20 protein-coding genes are annotated in these 19419 nt (G+C 53.2%); 15 read left to right on the top strand and 5 right to left on the bottom strand.

Features of this window, described 5'->3' with window-relative positions; all coding sequences use genetic code 11:
• Nucleotides 1-132: 132 nt before the first annotated feature.
• Nucleotides 133-684 carry a flavodoxin family protein gene (locus tag JYE49_RS10615; RefSeq protein ID WP_093957513.1) on the bottom strand — a complete coding sequence of 184 codons (552 nt, stop codon included), beginning with the start codon at nt 682-684 and terminating at the stop codon, nt 133-135.
• A 166-nt stretch (nt 685-850) separates the two neighbouring features.
• Between JYE49_RS10615 and JYE49_RS10620 the strand changes: the two genes are divergently transcribed.
• Both JYE49_RS10620 and JYE49_RS10625 read left to right on the top strand, forming a co-directional pair.
• A complete protein-coding gene (locus JYE49_RS10620; RefSeq protein ID WP_179217344.1) occupies nt 851-1732 on the top strand; it encodes a class I SAM-dependent methyltransferase in 882 nt (293 codons plus the stop codon).
• Between the two features lie 71 nt (nt 1733-1803).
• Nucleotides 1804-2343, top strand: coding sequence for a DUF402 domain-containing protein (locus tag JYE49_RS10625; protein WP_093957511.1), 540 nt, complete (start codon nt 1804-1806; stop codon nt 2341-2343).
• A 242-nt stretch (nt 2344-2585) separates the two neighbouring features.
• Here JYE49_RS10625 and JYE49_RS10630 read toward each other — a convergent pair whose 3' ends face one another.
• Nucleotides 2586-3839 (bottom strand): hypothetical protein, encoded by a 1254-nt coding sequence (locus JYE49_RS10630; protein ID WP_093957510.1) that lies wholly within the window; start codon nt 3837-3839, stop codon nt 2586-2588.
• A gap of 212 nt (nt 3840-4051) precedes the next feature.
• Complete coding sequence (locus JYE49_RS10635; protein ID WP_093957509.1) at nt 4052-4429, bottom strand: hypothetical protein; 378 nt, start codon at nt 4427-4429, stop codon at nt 4052-4054.
• A gap of 363 nt (nt 4430-4792) precedes the next feature.
• Here JYE49_RS10635 and trpS point away from each other — a divergent pair, with 363 nt between their 5' ends.
• Together trpS and JYE49_RS10645 are read left to right on the top strand one after the other, a co-directional pair.
• The gene (trpS, locus tag JYE49_RS10640; RefSeq protein ID WP_093957508.1) at nt 4793-5902 is read left to right on the top strand and encodes a tryptophan--tRNA ligase; all 1110 of its coding nucleotides are present in this window, start codon (nt 4793-4795) and stop codon (nt 5900-5902) included.
• An 86-nt stretch (nt 5903-5988) separates the two neighbouring features.
• Nucleotides 5989-6723, top strand: coding sequence for a Type 1 glutamine amidotransferase-like domain-containing protein (locus tag JYE49_RS10645; protein ID WP_093957507.1), 735 nt, complete (start codon nt 5989-5991; stop codon nt 6721-6723).
• 192 nt (nt 6724-6915) lie between these two features.
• Here JYE49_RS10645 and JYE49_RS10650 read toward each other — a convergent pair whose 3' ends face one another.
• Together JYE49_RS10650 and JYE49_RS10655 are read right to left on the bottom strand one after the other, a co-directional pair.
• On the bottom strand, nt 6916-7812 hold the full coding sequence (locus JYE49_RS10650; RefSeq protein ID WP_093957506.1) for a hypothetical protein: 897 nt from the start codon (nt 7810-7812) through the stop codon (nt 6916-6918).
• A 30-nt stretch (nt 7813-7842) separates the two neighbouring features.
• Complete coding sequence (locus JYE49_RS10655) at nt 7843-8337, bottom strand: SF0329 family protein (protein ID WP_179217343.1); 495 nt, start codon at nt 8335-8337, stop codon at nt 7843-7845.
• Nucleotides 8338-8577: 240 nt separating this feature from the next.
• Here JYE49_RS10655 and JYE49_RS10660 point away from each other — a divergent pair, with 240 nt between their 5' ends.
• The 11 genes from JYE49_RS10660 (at nt 8578) to JYE49_RS10710 (ending at nt 19400) form a co-directional block, all read left to right on the top strand.
• Nucleotides 8578-9348, top strand: a complete 771-nt coding sequence (locus tag JYE49_RS10660) for a hypothetical protein (RefSeq protein ID WP_093957504.1) — start codon at nt 8578-8580, stop codon at nt 9346-9348.
• A gap of 240 nt (nt 9349-9588) precedes the next feature.
• Entirely contained in the window at nt 9589-10392 is an 804-nt protein-coding gene (locus JYE49_RS10665; RefSeq protein ID WP_093957503.1) for a YdcF family protein, read from the top strand.
• A 273-nt stretch (nt 10393-10665) separates the two neighbouring features.
• On the top strand, nt 10666-11379 hold the full coding sequence (locus tag JYE49_RS10670; protein WP_093957502.1) for a hypothetical protein: 714 nt from the start codon (nt 10666-10668) through the stop codon (nt 11377-11379).
• Nucleotides 11380-11789: 410 nt separating this feature from the next.
• On the top strand, nt 11790-13457 hold the full coding sequence (locus JYE49_RS10675; RefSeq protein WP_093957501.1) for an RNA polymerase sigma factor: 1668 nt from the start codon (nt 11790-11792) through the stop codon (nt 13455-13457).
• A 258-nt stretch (nt 13458-13715) separates the two neighbouring features.
• Entirely contained in the window at nt 13716-14273 is a 558-nt protein-coding gene (locus JYE49_RS10680; protein WP_093957500.1) for a GNAT family N-acetyltransferase, read from the top strand.
• A gap of 229 nt (nt 14274-14502) precedes the next feature.
• Nucleotides 14503-15123, top strand: coding sequence for a hypothetical protein (locus JYE49_RS10685; RefSeq protein ID WP_093957499.1), 621 nt, complete (start codon nt 14503-14505; stop codon nt 15121-15123).
• Nucleotides 15124-15625: 502 nt separating this feature from the next.
• Nucleotides 15626-16123: a GNAT family N-acetyltransferase gene (locus JYE49_RS10690; RefSeq protein WP_093957498.1), complete on the top strand. Its 498-nt coding sequence runs from the start codon at nt 15626-15628 to the stop codon at nt 16121-16123.
• Between the two features lie 160 nt (nt 16124-16283).
• Nucleotides 16284-17285 carry a serine hydrolase domain-containing protein gene (locus JYE49_RS10695; RefSeq protein ID WP_283399394.1) on the top strand — a complete coding sequence of 334 codons (1002 nt, stop codon included), beginning with the start codon at nt 16284-16286 and terminating at the stop codon, nt 17283-17285.
• Between the two features lie 96 nt (nt 17286-17381).
• Entirely contained in the window at nt 17382-18041 is a 660-nt protein-coding gene (locus JYE49_RS10700; protein ID WP_093957497.1) for a phage head-tail adapter protein, read from the top strand.
• Nucleotides 18042-18045: 4 nt separating this feature from the next.
• Nucleotides 18046-18600: a GNAT family N-acetyltransferase gene (locus JYE49_RS10705; protein ID WP_093957496.1), complete on the top strand. Its 555-nt coding sequence runs from the start codon at nt 18046-18048 to the stop codon at nt 18598-18600.
• A 32-nt stretch (nt 18601-18632) separates the two neighbouring features.
• The gene (locus JYE49_RS10710; RefSeq protein WP_093957495.1) at nt 18633-19400 is read left to right on the top strand and encodes a class I SAM-dependent methyltransferase; all 768 of its coding nucleotides are present in this window, start codon (nt 18633-18635) and stop codon (nt 19398-19400) included.
• Nucleotides 19401-19419 lie beyond the last annotated feature (19 nt).

Genomic DNA, 19419 nt, shown 5'->3' on the forward strand with positions numbered 1-19419 from the left:
AAAAGAGAACCGCTGATACTAGCGGTTCTTTTTTATGTCCTCAAGGTTTCAGTAACTGTCACATTCGACGAAGTCGAATATTTCACAAATCAGCGCAGCTGATTTATTTCACATCGATCTCCGATCGATATTTCATTGCTGCGCAGCAGCCACCGCTTCTCCCATCTTCCTTGCCTTCTCTATCCCGTCCGTCCCGGCCACATCGCCCTTCTCCTTCACGCCGGGCACCAGCACCATTCCCGCGTCCTCCAGCTTGAAGAACCGCAGGATCATCCTGTACTGCAGGACAATCGGGTCAAACAGGTCCGGAATCTCCGCGGCTCCGGCCAGGATCAGCCCCAGCTTCCGGATCGCGAACTCATTCCGCATGGGCGTATGCAGCCGGTCCACCAGCGCCTTCAGCTGCGCGCTGATGCCATAGAAGTATACTGGGGAAGCGATCACCAGCACCTCGGCCTGTTTCAGCTTCTCATAAATAGCCTGCATGCCGTCCTCCCGGAAGCACCTGTGTCCTTCCCGGGTATAGCAGCTGTTACAGCCTATGCATGGATGAATGTCGTAATCCGCCACGGACACCAGCTCCACCTCATGCTGTTTCCCGGCGCCTTCGGCGAAGGCCTGCGCCAGCAGTTCCGTATTTCCGCCCTTCCGGACACTTCCGACCAGTACAACAATCCTGCTCATGCGTCTTTGCCCTCTTTATAACAGTTTTTCTTTGATAACAAAAACAGAGGATTTTTTCTTCCTCCGATGGCTGTATATTACCACATTTTGGCCGAAAATTCAAGACTTGTAATCTCTCCGCGCAAGGTGTATTAAGCATCCATCACTGATGAAGGAGGCCTTGTGTATGGATCATATGACAGCCAAAGTCAGCTGTTTCGCAAGGGCATATCACTGGCAAAACAACCCGGTTCCCATCTTTGCCGACAGTGCCGCAAAACAGCTGCTTGGAGAAGAGTATCAGCAAATCGCGCAGAGCATGACCCAGGGAATTCCTTTCTTTCTGCCGGACTTTCACGGCAGCCCTGCGGAAGGCCTGCGCCTGATTGTGAACAGGCAGCTTTCCCCTTCCGTCCTCGGCCGGAGCGCGTACTGCGAAAGGATGCTGGCCAACGAGCAGCGACTCGGCTGTCGCCAGTACGTCCTCTTCGCCTCCGGCTACGACACCTTCGCTATCCGGAACAGGGATGCCTCCCTTTCCGTATATGAGCTGGATCTGCCGGACGTCCTGGCCGACAAGCAATGTCGGATTGAAAAAGCGAGCCTGGCATCCGGCGCGGTATACGTTCCCTGCGACCTGGCGGATCCTGCCTGGAAAGACCGGCTTACAGAAGGCGGCTTCGTTCCCGGGCAGAAAGCCTTCTGCAGCCTGCTGGGCATCAGCTACTACCTGGATAAAGACGCCTTCCGGAGCCTGCTCACCGCCCTGGGCAGCCTGCTGTGCGACGGTTCAGCCCTCTGCCTGGATTATCCCTCCCCGGAGGACAGCAGCGAAACCCGGATCAACCAGGCCCTGGCCCGGGGCGCCGGCGAGCAGATGAAGGCGCAGTACACTGTCCGGGAAATGGAAACCCTCCTGGCGGAGTGCGGCTTCCTGGTTTATGAACACCTGGACCATACAGCCATGACCGGCCAGTACTTCGCGGAATACAACCAGTCCTCCCCGGACCATCCCCTGGAAGCCCCGAAGGGCGTCTGCTATCTCCTTGCCGTCCGAAAAAGCACTTGAAGATTTCCCGGCTCCCTGTACAATAAGGGTACCGGCATCCGGCCGGTGATCCTTTGGAAAAGAGGCACACTGTGAAAACGATCAGGAAAAAGCATATGGACCGGCGGGAGTGGTATTCCGACTCCGACCGGGAGTATGCCTGCATTTATCACCGGGACGACTGCTTTCAGGGCGGTATCGGCCTGCTCACCTTTACCGGGCTGAAGGAGCCCGAATCCGTGGACTCCCCGGAAGGCCCGCTGTGCATTGCAGCCAACGGCTACCAGTGGCTGGAGCTTGTACCGGAAGGCGGCCATTTCGCCCTCACCGCCATGTTCCATGACGGCACCCTCTTCGAGCAGTATACGGACATCACCCTCCGCAACGAGGTGGACGAAAACGGAGACGCCGCCTTCTATGACCTGCTGCTGGACGTGGTTGTCCTGAGCGACGGCACGCCCCGCGTCCTGGACCGGGAAGAGCTGGATGAAGCCCTGGCCGGCGGCATCATCTCCCGGGCGGAGTATGCCCTGGCCCTCCAGACAGCCAACCAGGTGGTGGACTTCTACACCACCCACAAAGACCTGATCCGGAAAAAGCTATTCGAATACAAAGCGCTCTTTGAGAAATAAGAGGCATGACAAATAGAAAAAGCGCGGAGCACATGACAGGGGGACAGACCCTCAGTCACATTCTTTTCAAGAACAGTGACAGAGGTTCAGTCCCCAGCAGTCATACGCTCCGCGTTTCAGTTACTATCACATTCGATAAAATCGAATATTTCACAAATCAGCAAAGCTGATTTATTTCACATTTGACGAAGTCAAATATTTCACATCGATCTTTGATCGATATTTCATTGCTGCGAAGCAGCTTACTTCTCTTCCACTTTCACCATCACCAGCTCATGGCTTTCAAAGATGGTGTCCGCGCTCTCCTCGCCTTCGTTTTCCCACACGCCGCAGGAAACCAGCGCCCACAGCCCGTCCTCCATGGGGATCAGCTGCACGTCATAAACAGAAGGCGTCCGGGTCGTTCCGGGATCCTTCGGGGTCAGGTATTCCTTCAGTGCGGTCAGTTCTTCGGGGTTCAGCTTCAGTTCCGTCGTACCCCGTTCCGTTCCCTCATCGCCGAACCAGCGGATTACCTGGGGCTTATTCATGTCGTCATAGGCGTCGTCGCCCTTGGTTACGCACAGCACGGCAATCTTTCCGTTATAAGCAAAGATCTTGCCGATATACTGGTTATCCTTCTTGAAGCTGTCGCCGCTCGTCCACTTGAGCTTGCCGTCCGCGTCGAACTTCACCAGGATATCCACGTCCTCATATCCGTTCTCGCCCTGGGTAAAGCAGGATTCCCGCAGCCAGGCGGCGTACCCGCCGTCATTGGTCTTTACGGCTTCGCACAGCGTGGCGGTGTCTGTATCATCCATCTGGAAATCCAGCACGGTTTCCCAGGCCGCCTTGTTTTCCATGCCGTTCAGCTTCATGATCTTCGCGTTGCCGTCTGTTGCGGCATTCGTGCCGTAGACCACCGGATCCGCCTCACCCCTCACCTTGAAGCCGTATCCGTTGGGCAGGCATACGCCGTCATACCGGAAGAGTGTCCTGCCTTCATAGTCGATCACGACGGTCGATTCGTTTCCGTCCTCCACGCCGGTCAGCATCAGGTAATTTGCTTCCGCCGCCTCAACGATCGCGGTCGGGGAAAGAACCAGGTCCTCCCGGGCCTTGTCTCCGTCCTTGGTATAGAACTTGATGACTTCGCTTTCCGTATGCTCGCCGACGTTGATCGCGATGGTACCGTCTTCCAGCACAGCCGCCCGGCCCGCGCTGACGCTGCCGTCATGCTGCCGGTCAATCAGTTCCCAGCTCGTCGTGCGATCCGCATTCAGGCACAAAATCCACGGGACGAAGTTCCCGTCTTTTCCGTTTTCCATCTTTCCGCCGGTCAGCAGAATCCGGCCGTCCGGCAGCGTGCACTCATATTTCAGCCAGTCCTCCGCCCCGGAGGAAAGAACCATCATATTGTTCTCCGCGCAGGCAGCTCCGGCCAGCAGCACCAGGCCCAGGCACAGCGCCAGCGCGCGTTTCATCATCTTCATTCCGTTCGTCATCTTGTTCGTCATTGTATCAACTCCTTTCCGGGCTTTTCCCGTTGCTGATACAACGATTTTCACGGCGGTTTTGTTCCGAAAACTGACAACAAAACAGCTCTGGGCGGAAGTGACTACGGGGATGGCATCTCTTGTACCATCTCCTCTTTTTTCTCAAAAGCCAAAATAAAAAATGTGACAAGAGAACCGTCCCCTTGTCACACCGCACAACGCATTATTCTGTTTTATTCCCCAACGCAGGGCATAAAGCGTTCCAGCTTCCAGTTTTTCAGCTCCATCGTGCCCTCAAACACGTTATACTGCGGATTGGAGATCACGAAGATCCAGTTCCGGTAGTATTCAGCGTCCTCATGGTCACTGAAGTCAAACAGCAGATCCGTTTCTCCCCCGGTGAAGAGATTGACGGATCCGGTTTCATCCCCGACGACAGCCAGCACAGGATTCAGCACCTGCATGACCTGTACAAGCATATAGCAGTCGCCGCATTCTCCCTTGGCGTCCAGCCATTCGTTGATCGTCACGAACCGCGCCTCTTCCGCAAGCGCAGAGACGCAGGCTGTCAGAAGAACGATCGTGATCAAAAGAGCGATTGTCTTTTTCATTTTGTCTGCCCTGCCTTTCGTTTGTCAGTCAGTTCTGTCGGACCTTGGTAGCGCATATGTTCTGTTTTGGTGCTTTACAGTCATTATACATGATTCCCGTCATTCAGCAATACGCATAGCTGCGATTACCCTGCTCTTTGGCTGTAAACAAACTATCATATTCGTCGCAGACGGATATTTCACAAATCAGCGGGCTGATTTATTTCACATTGACCCGAAGGGGCAATATTTCACATCGATCGCTGATCGATATTTCATTTTCTTGCAGTGCTTCCGCCCTTTCAGTACAAGCATTGTACTTGCCCCCATCCCTTTCTTGTAGTAGAATATGCAGAAAGTGAGTACGGAAGGATGACAAGTGTCATGGCTGATCAGAAACAGATTATTCTTACCGGGGACCGTCCCACCGGACGGCTGCACCTGGGTCATTATGTAGGTTCCCTGAAGCGTCGGGTGGAGCTGCAGAACTCCGGCCTGTATGATGAGATCAACATCCTCATCGCCGACGACCAGGCCCTGACGGATAACGCGGACAACCCCGCCAAGATCCGGGATAACATCATCAACGTCGTACTGGACTACCTCTCCGTCGGTCTCGACCCGGAGAAGGTTACCATCTGCGTCCAGTCCGCCCTGCCGGCGCTCCACGCGCTGACCTTCTATTACCTGAACCTGGTCACCACGGCCCGCCTTTCCCGCAACCCCACCGTTAAAGCTGAAATCCAGATGCGCGGTTTCGCGGATGAAGGCCTCCCGGCCGGTTTCTTCTGCTACCCCGTTTCCCAGGCCGCGGACATCACCGCCTTTGACGCGAACGTGGTTCCCGTGGGTGAAGACCAGCTGCCCATGATCGAGCAGACCCGGGAAATCGTGGAAAAATTCAACAAGGTTTACGGTGAAACCCTGGTGCTGCCCAAGGCTGTGATTCCGGAAAATGAAACCCAGCGCCGCCTGCCCGGTGTGGACGGCAAGGCCAAGATGAGCAAGTCCCTGGGCAACTGCATCTACCTTTCCGATGACCCCAAGACCGTGAAAAAGCAGGTCAACGGCCATATGTTCACAGATCCGCAGCACCTGCAGATCTCCGATCCCGGCCATATCGAAGGCAACGTGGTGTTCACCTACCTGGACGCCCTCTGCACCGACGCGCACTTCGCCGAATTCCTGCCGGACTACGCCAATCTGGAGGAAATGAAGGATCATTACCGCCGCGGCGGCCTCGGAGACGGAACCTGCAAGAAGTTCCTCATCAACATCCTGGAAGAAACCCTGAGCCCCATCCGTGCGGAGCGGGCCAAGTGGGAAAATGATATCGGCGCCGTTTATGACATCCTGCAGGCCGGCACCGCCAAGGCCGTGGAAACCACCAACGCCACCCTGGCCCGCGTCCGGAAGGCCATGCGGATCAACTACTTTGAGGATCGTTCCATCATCAAGGAATGGGACAAGCTGCTGAAAGCCGCAAAGCAGTAATCCGATCAGTCATATCATGAGCGCCGGCAGCAGAAGCTGTCGGCGCTTTGTAATTATATACCCATCGCGGGAGGTGTCAGGCTGAAATGAATGTGATCCTTACAAGCCATCTCGGAGGCTCATACCGGGAAAACGGAAAAAGAATCCCCGCCATGCTGATGGAGGAAAACGGATTGCTGGAGAAGCTCCGTTCCCTATGGCCGGAAGGCGCCAGGGTGCTCATAATCTGCGCGGATCCAGCCGATTATGAGAAAAACGACACCGTTCTCTCCTGCTTCACGCAGGCGCTGCCGATGAGCGGCCTTAACTATGCTTCCCTTGAAATGTGCGACGACAGGAATATGGAGTCCGCGGCGGATCTGAGCTGCAAGGACGTCATTATCCTGACGGGCGGGCACGTTCCCACGCAGAATCGGTTCTTCCGGGAAATCTCCCTGAAGGAAAAGCTGAACGGATATACCGGCCTGGTGATTGCCTGGAGCGCCGGCTCCATGAACTGCGCGGACCCGGTCTATGCCGGTCCGGAGCTTCCGGGCGAAGCTGTGGATCCGGACTTCCAGCGGTGGATCCCCGGCCTGGGGCTCACAAAAACCAACATCTTCCCGCACTTCGAAGCGCTGAAGGACGACATGCTGGACGGCATGCGGCTGATTGAAGATATCACCTTTGCGGACAGCATGACCCATGAAATCATCGCCATAAACAACGGGAGCTATATTACCGTTGACGAAAGCGGCGAAACGCTCTACGGTGAAGCGTACAGCATCAAAAACGGCGTCATGAAGCAGATCTGCCGTGACGGCGAGTTGATAAAGCTTTAAGAAGCGGGGATTTCTGCACAATAAAAAGCGCAACAAGAAAATCGTTCTCTTGTCATAGTAACTAAAACTGTCGGACGAAGTCCGAAAATATCACATTTGACGTCAGTCAAATATTTCACAAATCAGCAAAGCTGATTTATTTCACATTGATCGAAGATCAATATTTCACATCGCGACAGCGATATTTCATTGTTAGAATATGTCCAGCATGCTGTCCAGGTAGATCTCTTCCCTGACCTTCAGCTGGTATTCCGGCTTCGTCATGTAGTACAGCAGGAACTCCAGCACGATGGCGCTTCCCAGGCCCCGTCCCTCAATCTTGAAATGACGGAACCCCTTCGGAAGATAAGTTTCCTGAATGTCCCGGATTCCGATGAACCCGGGGTTTTTCATTGCGTCCGAAAAGCGGTATCCCTTCGCCGCGTCCGGGGAAACGCAGACGTGATCCGCCACGTTCTCCCCCAGGCTCTTCCGGCTGACATTCTCATAGCAGTTCTTCCGGTCATAGCAGTCAAACCAGCAGCATTCATTGCACAGGAATTCCACCTTGGCCTTCTGGGCTTCCGTCAGCCCGCACTCCGTCAGCACTTTGTTGAGTCGGAAATCCGGTACCACATACCGGAACTCTTCCCGGTCCAGCTCCTTCACACAATCCCTGACGTCCGTCAACACCTTCGTTGTGGAGGAAACAAAATAGAACCCCGGATACTTTTCCCTGAGATATTCCAGCAGCAGGTCCGATGTGACGATCACCCCGCCTGGCACGTCCCCGCTGTTTTCAAACATGGCGCAGAGCGCATTGCATTTCCTGTCCGCCAGGTGTTCCTTCTTAAGCAGCGAGTTGCTGAAGGTCAGCCGTGCGGAAATGCCATATTCCTTCATCAGGGCCAGCACTTCCCCCGGATCCGCGTCCCCGAAGCCTACGCGCCCGCCGCCCCAGATGCAGTCGCAGGGCGCGCCGTAAACCGAACCGATTTCACACCAATCATAAAAGTATTCCCGGTGCTCCCGGAAAAGAGGCAGAAACACCTTATAAAGATCATAAAACTCAAACAGCCCCGGCAGGTGATAATACGCCTTCTGCTCCATCGGTGGTTCTTCCCTCCTGAAACGCTGAGCTTAATCCGCTTCGCCGCCGCAAGCTTCTTCCCCGCCCGACGGGATCACACCCTCCGCCTGCATCCTGGCCAGATAGAGAACCCGCAGCCATTCGGGCTGCTGCTCAATTTCGTCCTTCAGCTTTTCCAGCCGCCGTTTCCCGATGCGCCTGTCCACAATGGCAAACATCCGGATCATCGGATTGTCGCTGGCAATGGAGACATCGATTGACTGCCTGCGGTAATCCCTCAGCGCTATGCTGAGCTCGAAATCTGTATATTCATCCCTTGATTCAAGCGGTACCTCATGGACAGCATCAAGATGTGCTATCTCAAAACCCTTCCGGGTCAGCATTCGACATGCATATCCGGTTCCGAATTTCTTCACAACTTTGCGGTCCAGGAGTATGGTATAAATCCCGCTGTTTCCTCCAAATGCCGGATACCAGGTAAAGTCATACTGAACACGGCCCTGCAGCGTTTCGCACAGCCTGTCTTTTTCCAGGAATTTTTTCATACCCTTCCATGACCCTTCAGCAAGATCTCCGCAACCCATCGTATCCATTCTCCTTTCCGGCACTCTCATCATGCAGTATACATCATTTCCCCGCGTGAATAAATAATCCCTCATGCATCTGCCGCCGAACGCCCTGTCCCTTGACACACACCGGCTGGCGCTGCAAAATGTATTTCGGGAACAATACAGCCTCTTGTTTCGTTATATAGTTGTATCAAAGAACAAGGAGGTACCCCAAACATGAAGAAACTTACCAAGACGATTGCGATGCTCGTGCTGGCTTCCCTGCTGATGCTCATGCTCAGCAGCTGCAGCACTGCTCAGGATACAACCACCGTACCTGCAGAGCCCATTGTAAACGAGGCGGCTCCCATCCAGGCCGAGCCGGAACTGATTCCGCTTCCCAATAATTCCGCCTCCCAGGCAGAACCGGAAATCATTCCGATGCCCGACAATTCCAATGACCAATTTGAAACCGGAACCGCCCCTGAAGTTGAGAACTACGCCACTACCGGCCGTCCGGAAGGCGAGCGTTTTGAAGGCACGATCATGATGGAAGGCATGGAAGAGACCGTCAAATACGAGCATATCAAGTGCCCTGCCATCGGCATCGAAATGGACTATGACTATGAAAACTTTACCCGCCAGAGCGGCCCGGCCAGCGAATGCTTCATTTCCGTCTATGACAACGCTGATTCTCCCGAAAACTACCTCGACGTGATCTACAGCGATGAAAATGCCGATTCCGCCGCTGCTTCCATCGCCGAAGTGCTTTCCATGAGCTATAACATTCACCAGGATTCCCGCACGCTGGACAAGGTTGGCAGCTGCGCGCACATCGACGCTTCCGCCGATAAGAACAACCAGACCCCCAACCAGCTGCAGTCTGTGTACGTGATCCCGCTCAGCAACGGCTGCGCAATCGCCACCATGCATTACAGCTTTGAAGCCGCTGAAGGCTTTGGCCGGCGTTTCGACGCGATGCTGAACACCCTGGAAATCATCAAATAATTCCTTTCTTTTCAACGGCAGGCACCTGAAAAGGTGCCTGTTTTCATGTAATCCGAAAGAAACCAGCCACCGGAACAATGTGACAACAGGGACAGTCCCTACTGTCATCGTCCTTGAAGAGGATGTGACAGTAGGGCTGTCCCTTTGTCACATGCAAAACAACCTCGTTCCCTTTGTCACGGAAAATGTGCTATGATTAATTTACGAAAAAGCAACCCCACCGTATAGGAGAAGAAGATCATGAAAACCGGGAATCGTATTTCACGCACCAGGAGGATCGTCGGGACTATGCTGCTTGTGCTGGTTGTTCTTTTGATCGCGGACGTTCTTTTCGTCATGCCCGCTAAAATCAATTCCGTTGTCCTGAAGGCGGACTATCGCAAAGTGTTTATCTATGAGCTGATCTTCTGCGCGATCCTGCTGGTGTTCGCGCTGGACGTCCGGTTCAATCTTTTCACCCGGTGGAATCCCCTCTTCCTGAAGATCATCGGCTGGATTCCGCGGGCTGTCATCATCCTGCTCAGCGCGGTAATCCTCTTCTTCTGCGGAAAGGTGATCGCCGGCAGCCTGGTCAACACCGCGGGCCAGGCGGATCATGCCATTGTCCTCGGCCTGGCACTGGAAAACGGAGAACCCACCCCTGACCTGCTGGCCAGGCTGGACACCGCCAAAGCTTACCTGGAGAAATATCCGGAGGCCCGGCTGATCCTCACCGGCGGCAACGCGGATGAATCCGGCCGGACCGAAGCAGCCGTCATGCGCGATATCCTGCTGGAAAAGGACGTGCCGGAAAGCAGCCTGATCCTCGAGGACCAGGCGGAAACCACGATCGAAAACTTCCGGAACATTGCCGCCATCATTTCAAAGGATGAACCGGTGGTGATGATCAGCAGCGATTACCATATGGACCGCGCCGTCCGGAACGCGAAGGAGGAAGGCTTCACCAACGTCATGAGGCTTCCGGCGCGCTCCAACATCCTCGCCTACGGCGCCAACATGCTGTCTGAAGTTGTGCTGAATGTGAATGATCTTACAGTGAAATAATGAGCCAGACACATGCGAAACAACTTTAACACAAGCAGATGAGTAACTATCACATTCGGACGAAATTCGAATATTTCACATCTGACGTCAGTCAGATATTTCTTATTGACTACAAGTCAATATTTCACGTTGATCGCAGATCAACATTTCATTGTTGCGAAGCAATCTTACGTCCGCTCAAAAAAGTACATTTTGTTCGTCTTGTCTGTTCCGCCGATGTGAAGTACAATCCAGTCAAACGAACCCATGTCTGTGGACAGGAAAGGATATCTCATGAACAAAGAAACTCTGTACAAAGCTTTTGAAAAGAAATACGAAGAACTGAAAGCAGCTCTGGCCGGGGACGACCTGGAGAAGATGAAGCAGCTGACGCTGGAAGTGCACGCCATGGTGCACCCGGCGGAAGTCTCCGGCGCGTCCGAAAAGACAGTTGCTGATTATGTGCTTGATTATATGCTGGCCGGGAACCAGAACAAGCTGGTTCCGCGGCAGATCTGGGATACGGATTTACATTATGCCGGAACGGATTTTGTGCCGCTCTGCTGGCAGTTCTGGCACACCTACCGCATTGAGGATCTGGTCAGCAACATCCTGATGGCCAACCAGGACCAGATTTTCAACGACGACTGGCAGAAGAAAATCGGCGCCACGATCACCGACACCGGCAACGCCCTGGAGCCGGACGAAGTGAAAGCCTTCGGCGAGAAGATCAACGCGGAAGCCCTGCGGGACTATATGATCACCGTGGGCAAAAACACCCGCACCATCCTGGAAAAGCTGACCCTGGACGAGATCAAATCCATGGTGCCCGAAGAGTGGGTCATGCGGATCCTGGAAGTCGGCGGCGTTACCACGGATTTCCGTTCCGTTTGGCTGCTGGTGTTCTGGGGCAGGCTGACCCGCGCCGGCATGATCCTGACTCCCATGACCTATCACCACATGATGCACCTTCCCGCCTGCATTGATCATCTGTCCATCATCGAGTGATATGAAAAAACAAGCATTTCTTCAGAAGTGCTTGTTTTTTTTGTTGCGTGGAAACACGAAACAGAAAACAATGTGACCGCAACGCAAACGCGTGACCTGGGGGAGCGAGGGAAACGGTAGCCCAGTGGGCTATCCTGCGAAGCAGGAAGTGACCCGAACGAGTCAACCGAAACAAATAACGGACCGTTGTGAAAACAACGCCCGCTATTTTTTTTGAGGTTGCGGCAAGCCTTCTCTTGTACCATTTCATCGTTTTTTTCTCAAAAACCAAAATAAAAAATGTGACAAGAGAACCGTCCCCTTGTCACGCATGTTATTATGATAAAAAACATCTTTCCCCCACTGAACCTTTCCCATTATTCTGCGACTATCAGGTGAAGCTTCAAAAAACTCTGTCAGAGGAACCTCAGATGAGAACGGAAGAATTACTGGAACACGCAGATTACCTGCTGGGCGTAGCGGCCGGCAAGTGCGATTCCTGGGATGACGCCCAGGACCTGGTGCAGGCTGCGCTTCTGGAAGGTCTTCTGGCTATCCGGAAAGGAAAGCAGATCGACAATGCCCGGAACTGGCTTGTCACGGTGCTGAACCGGCGCTTTTATGACATGCTGCGCAGTAAATACCGGAAGCCTCTGGTGTTCTGCGGCGTGGACTATGCCCTGGCCCGCGATACTGTCGAGGCTCCGGATCTTCCGGAGGCCGGAGACCTGACGGAAGAGGAAAACCTCCGCCGCCTGGTCGCGCGCATGACGAAGCAGTACCGGGAAGTGCTGACGCGGCATTATTTCCGGGGACAGGGCGTCCGGGAAATCGCGGAAAAGCTTTCCCTCCCGGAAAACACCGTCAAAAGCCGCCTTCGCCTTGGCAGGGACATACTGAGAAAGGATTTAACCATGGAAAAATATCAAAAGCAAAGCTTTGAGCCGGAGACTCTGTGGATGGCAACCACCGGGATTCCCGGATTAGAAGATGAACCGTACACCCTGGTCAAAGACGACAAAATCGCCATGAACCTCCTGATCCTGGCCTATGAAAAGCCGGTCACCCTGCCCGAGCTGGCGGACGCCATCGGCATCTCCACAGCCTATGTGGAACCCATTGTGGAGCGGCTGGTGGATGGAGATCTGATGAAGCGGACAGGCGACAAAGTCTTCACGGATTTCGTCATCTACACGGAGGAGGACCGCCTTTCCAGCCTGGAACTCCAGAAAGCGCTGGCGGCGGAACTCTTCGAAAGCATCTGGCAGCAGGTGGAGGAAGGCCTGAACACCCTGCGCGGCACAAAATACTACCAGGAACAGAATGCTTCCGCCCGCCTGAAGCTGGAAGGGTATTTCGCCCTCCGGTCCGTCTACATGTCTGTGCTGAGGGCGCGGGACAAAGTCGCCGGCCTGCTGTCCATCAAGGAGTATCCGGACCGGAAGAACGGCGGCAAATGGTATGCCATGGGCAACCGGTATCCCGCGGATTATGATTATGATCACAGCCCCTATGCCCTGTATAACATCAGCGGCGAAGCGAGCAGAATGATCGAGCATCTCCCGGGAGCCAAGTACGTCGTGCTCTGTGATTATGACGTGGACGACGAAATCCTGGGCAAAGCGCACCGGGTCTATCAGGAAGCGGTGGATTCTCCCGAGTCGGCAGAATTTGTGATGAAGCTCCTGTATGCCGTCTACCGAGACGATGAAAGCCTGCTTTCCGGCATTCCCGGAAAGATGCTGGAAAACGTGGATATCTTCCTGAACCTGGATTTCCTGGAGCGGTCTCCCGAAGGAAAACTGAAACTGAAGGTTCCTGTCCTGAATGAAGAGGACCGGAACGCCTTCTTCGGCCTGACGAATGAATACGCGGAGAAGCTGCTGGCTTCCTTCCGCGGGGACTATAACAGAATGTTCCACAATCCCGTGGAGGTTCCAAAGCACCTCCAAAGCGACGTGCCGGGCTTCCTCCGCTACCTGAACACCTGCTGCTACTTCCCCACCGCCCTGCTCTATGAAGCCCGGACCCGCGGCCGCTTCCTGAAAGGCTGCACCGGCCCCGTCCCCGCCGTGCTGATGGTCGTCGCAGAGGAGTAAGCCGTTTTCCTCATTTGTCTTTTCCCGGATGGGATGATATAATCATGCTGCCGGCAGTTATGCCGTTTCAGAACAGGCAGTCCCGCCGGCAGCACGAATTGAATAAAGGTCACCGGAGGGCAGTGTGCCGTAGCACAGGGGATCGTTGGCTGACGCCAGCAGGCCGCCTGCCGGATAAGGTGTCGAGTGCGCTCGGTTATTGATGCAACGTTCGTTGCGTTTTTAACCGAGCGTTTATTTTTCAGGAGGTGTTATAATATGCAAAAGAAACAGAATGTAAAAATCACCCTGGCGCCGCTTACCGGCGAAGACCGGGAGCAGTTCATCCTGGACAACCAGCGGGCCTTCAAATACGGAGCCATGGAAGAATTCGGACTCCGTGACGATCACTATGAAGAAGACGGCGAAATCATTTCCCGCCAGACCATTGAGAACTGCATTGACAACGGCACTGCCTACCGCATCCGGGAGAACGGGCGGAACATCGGCGGGGTTGTGCTGAAGATTGACGAAAAGACCCGGCATAACCACCTGGACCTGCTGTTTGTCTCCCCGGACGCCCACAGCAAGGGCGTAGGATACGCCGCCTGGCAGGAAGTGGAACGCCTTTATCCGGAAACCCGGGTCTGGGAAACCTGCACGCCGTATTTTGAAACGCGGAACATCCATTTCTATGTCAACAAATGCGGATTCCATATCGTTGAGTTTTTCAACTGCAGACACCCTGATCCGCATGACCCGGAAACCGGTGAGGAAGAAACCTATGAAGAGGGCGGCGGCATGTTCCGGTTTGAAAAACAAATGCCCGGCCGGTGAGCCCTCCGCCGGCCGGAAACCCTGTATTGCCTGTGCGCACAGAGCCCGCACATTGCAATAATTCCCCGGAAGGCTTCAGCAGAGTTTTATCACCTCTCTTTCTCTGCTGAAGCCCGTTTCCGGGCACAAAGTTTACCCGCAAAAATGCCGGAAGCCTGTATTGCATCGTATAATCTTCAGGGATCACAAAACAGACCCCGTCAGGATCAATCCGAAGGAGGAAATCATTATGAAAAAAACACTGTCCCTGATTCTGGCTGCTGTGATGATGTTCACAGTATCCCTGGCCATGGCGAAGACCGTGGAACCTGAAAGCACGGAAACCGACGGTCTGGCAGGCACAACCGTTCACGCCACTGTCGGTGAATATAACGCGCAGGAGAATACCTTCACCGTTATCCTCTACGATGACGATCGTTTTGATATCGATAAGATTGAAAAGCTGGAAACCGGGGATACGCTGCTGGCCGGCGGCTCCCTGTATAAAGTAAAAGAAAAGACAGAAGAGGAAAACGGCGATATTCTGGTCGTTACGGAGGACGGGTATGAAATCGTCTTTTACCAGGTCGGCGACGAAGATATGATTGCCCAGAGCACGGACGACGACAGGCGGTATATGCACGCGTTCAGCATTCTGCATCTCCCGGCAGCTGCCAATATCCGGTATGAAGACAACTCCGACCCGGACCTGGAAGAGGCTGTTGTCACCGAAGGGCTCGAAAACATCCTGAAAATCAAGGCTGAAAAGGAAGAAACCAGTATCGGGTTTGACTTCTATGCCACCATCATCACCTTGAATGACGATATGGAAATTGAAGTGATCCACCAGGATTATGACGTGGCCCAGTAAAGAATAAGCCGGTTCCCTGCTCACACGGCGCACCCTGTCATCCGGGGTGCGCTTTTCATCTTGAATTCACCTCTCATTTGTGATAGGATAACGCAACTTAAGGAGGCGCTGATTAAATGAGTCCGTCAGATGCCAGATGAATTTTTTGCCGGGATCCAGTGCAGATTTCGAAGGTTTAGTGGCGCTAAATCGAGAAATCTGTACGAAGATAACGACAAAAAAGGCGCTGGCAGATGGGCGGGGGAATTAATCAGAGATTCCGTATTTCGATGTTCCTGAAGGGAGGTCCGGTAACCATGGCAGAATACAAAACCACATCTCTCTATATCGAACGTCTGGATGATCTGTGTTGTCACAAGGCATGGAAAGCCGGATCATGTTCAGATTACAGGAACTGCTGTTGTTGTCGCCTTTAATTTACGGTGATAATCGGCAAATCGGAATATAACTGGTCTTTCTGACTGATCATATATCTATAATTACATAATGAGGTGAATGCAGAATGATTCGTGAGGCCACCATTCATGATGCTGCCCGGACTGCTGAGATTGACGTCATCAGCAGCCGGTATGCTTATCAGAATATTCTTTCGGAAGAACTCTTAAAAGACTTAACCGTGGAGAGCCGCGTCCCGGTCCACACCCGCTGGATTGCTGAAAAGCGGTTTGATATGTACGTGTACGAAGACCCTGATACCGGGATCGTCAAGGCCATGATGGGCATCGGCATGAATGAGGATGAGGATAAGGAAAACGCCTTTGAACTCCATTTCATTTATGTCGATCCCGCCTATGTAAGACAGGGCATCGGTTCCGAGATGATCCGCTTCTTTGAGGAAAAAGGCAAGGAAAAAGGCTGCAGGGAGTTTGTGATCTGGGTCCTGGAAGAAAACGAAATGGGCCGGAACTGCTATGAAAAGAACCACTACCATTTCGACGGCAGGGACAAGATCTTCAAGCGCTGGGGCAAGCGTGAAATCAGATACGTAAAAACCATCTGATACCCCTAATACAGCTGTATCCCGATTTGCCATTCACAGCCGCGCGCCAGGAAACGGTGCGCGGCTTTTTTACATCCCGTTTTGACAGATTTTAAGATTTTTCTTGAAAACAATTTTTAATTCATTTAGCATCTTATCAGGACGTCCGGAAACATCATCAATGGAGGCTGAAATGAACAAGGAAGAGTTTTTCAGGTTCGTTGCCGAAAGCACGGGAAACGAAAGCAACATCTGCCAGATTTATGCGATCAAAGACGGCCGGACTGCCTATGAAGCCAGCTGGCGCGGCTTTACGACAGAGGATCCCGTCAACGTCAATTCCGTGACCAAGGGCGTCATGGCTTTACTGGCCGGAATCGCGGTTGACAAGGGCTTTATCAAAAGCCTTGATGAGAAGATCATCGGTTTCTTTCCGGATTACCAGGTGAAAAAGGGCGAGAAAACCATCTACGACGTTACGCTGAAGCACCTGCTCACCATGACGGCGCCATATAAGGGAAAATCCGAGCCCTGGAAAAAAGTATGCACCTCGGATGACTGGACAAAAGCGGCGCTGGATTTCCTGGGCGGCCGCAAAGGCATCACCGGGGAATTCAGGTATGCCACTCTCGGCATCCAGATCCTGGCCGGGATCATTGAACGCGCCACAGGAGAAAAGTGTATCAATTTTGCCAACAGGAACCTGTTCCTTCCCCTGGGGATTCCCGAACACACGCTCCATGGGGACAGCAGCAAGGAAGACCAGTTCGACTTTTTCATGAACAAGGGTCCCCGGAAAAACGAGTGGTATTCGGACCCGCAGGATACGGTGACCGCCGGCTGGGGGCTTTGCCTGACCGGAAGGGATCTGGCAAAGCTCGGCGACCTGGTTCTGCACGAAGGACAATATGGCGGAAAACAGATTGTCTCAGATACCTGGATCCGGCAGATGACCACGCCGTATCTCAAGCTCGGACAGATGTTCGGCAACATGGAATACGGATATTTATGGTATAAGCCTTATGAGAACAGATCCGTATATGCCGCCATCGGCGACTGCGGAAACATTATCTATGTAAACAAAGAGTGCAATACCGCCGTAGGCATAACCGGCACATTCAAGCCCCGGATATTCGACAGGGTAGAGTTCATCGAGAAGCAGGTGCTTCCGCTGATTGTATAACCCGTTTGACTGACAGCCCGCGCTTTGGTATGATCGTTCTAAACACAGGATTGCCGCGTTCACTTTTTCATCCCTTTCCCGACTGATGGAGGAAACATGAATAAACAGTGGTCTGACCTGAACAAGGAAATGCAGGCACAAATCAAAAAAGAAGCCACCTGGCCGGAGGGGCTCCGGACGCTTGCCGGCCTGCGCGATCAGCTCATGGATACTCTTTATACGCTGAAAGAAGAGCTGACCCGGGAGGATTTCAACGCCATTCCCTTTATCAATTCTGACGGGTACCACAGCAAAACCATCGCCTACTCCATCTGGCATATTTTCCGGATTGAGGACATTGTGGCCCATACCCTGATCGCCGGGGATGACCAGGTTTTCTTCTCCGGAAACTACCAGCAGCGAATCCACTCCCCCATCATTACCACCGGCAATGAGCTTGTGAAAGAGCAGATCGCCGATTTTTCAAAACAGCTGGACCTGGATGAACTGTACGCCTATATCGCGGAAGTGAAAGCCGGTACAGAGAAGATCCTTGAGGATCTGCCGTACAGTATACTGAAACAGAAGCCTTCGGAAGAAAGGAAAGAAATCCTGAAATCATTGAAAACCGTCAGCACGGATGAAGCGGCATACTGGCTGATTGACTACTGGTGCGGGAAGGATATCCGGGGGCTGATCCAGATGCCTTTTTCCCGGCACTGGATCATGCATATCGAGGCCGCCCTGCGGATCAGGGACAAAATACGGAGGGAGTAAACACATGGCTGACAAGAAGGATTATGAAGCTTTATTCATGGAAATGCATCCTGGATTTTTTGAAAGGGAATACATCCGTTCCATAAACGAAGAGTGGAGCTATGAGGAGATGATCCTCCGGCTGGATGAATTTGATCCAGACGCGTATCAGAAAACATTTGACAGCGATATTTCATTCGGCCTTTTCCGGGGCAGTCCGGATGAACTGCACGCGGCTGTGGAACAGGTGATCCCGGACTGGGTGAAACTGTATGACGGAAAAAGCAGGGTATACTGCGGGTTTGTCAATGGAAAGATCGCCAGCTTCTGTATGATTGAGGACATGGGCGAACACCTGCTGGAGGGACAGAAGATAAAGATCGGCGGTCCCGGATGTGTGGGAACCGTGCCTGAATACCGGAACAGGGGCCTCGGCCTGGTGATGGTCAGGGACGTAACCAGGATCCTGAAAGAAGAAGGATACGATCTCAGCTATATTCATTACACGGGAGTCGCCCCCTGGTATGCCAAGCTCGGCTACAAAACCATCCTGAAATGGAATAAACACGGGATCCTGTAAAGCCGGTCGGGGGCAGGAGGAGAATCCAAAGAATGATTTGCGGTCTGATCAAGGATGATATGGATTATGTCCGGGAAGGAAACGTCTTTCACTTTGTGACAGACGAGGCTTCCCGTCCCGCCTGGTCAAAGGCGCTGGACGAGTACCTGACCGGCACTCCTGTCAACCTGATGATGAAACGGAAGTATTCCGGCCAGAAACGGAGGATGAACTCAAACGATGCCCTCCGGCATTTTGTTGAATTTGTTTCCGCGTCCGGCGGTATCAAGGTGGACCTGGCCAGCGGGCCCTCCGGGTATTTCGCGCCGTTCCTGGACACCTTAAAGGATGACGACTGCCTGATCATTACAGACGCCTGCCCCGCCATTATCAAGGCGCACGCGGACGCCTGCAAAAAGGACAATTTCTATATCTTTGACGTGGATCTGGATAAAGGGCTCCCCTTCAAAGATAAATCCGTGGATCTTTTCACGGGAAACCTGCTGAACAATGTGGAGAATTACCCCGGGCTGATCAAAGAGGCATACAGGTGCCTGAAACCCGGCGGCAAACTGGCTCTGATTGAAATATTCTTTGACCAGGGTTCAAAAACACAGCAGTCTCTGGCGGAGCAGGGAAAGATCTGGGCGTCATACGAAGACTTCGTCCGGTTTTGTGAATCGGTTGGTTTCACCTGCACCGGCAGTGAAACCGTGGCCACAAGAAAAGGTCCCATCTCCCCCGGCGACCTTTACCCGCTGGACAAGGATGACTGCTCAACTGACAAAACAATTTATCTCACGAAGAAAGGATCACCATAAAGGTGATCCTTTCTTTCCT

Origin of the sequence: Aristaeella hokkaidonensis (assembly GCF_018128945.1) — a bacterium.
Classification (GTDB): Bacteria; Bacillota; Clostridia; order Christensenellales; family Aristaeellaceae; genus Aristaeella; species Aristaeella hokkaidonensis.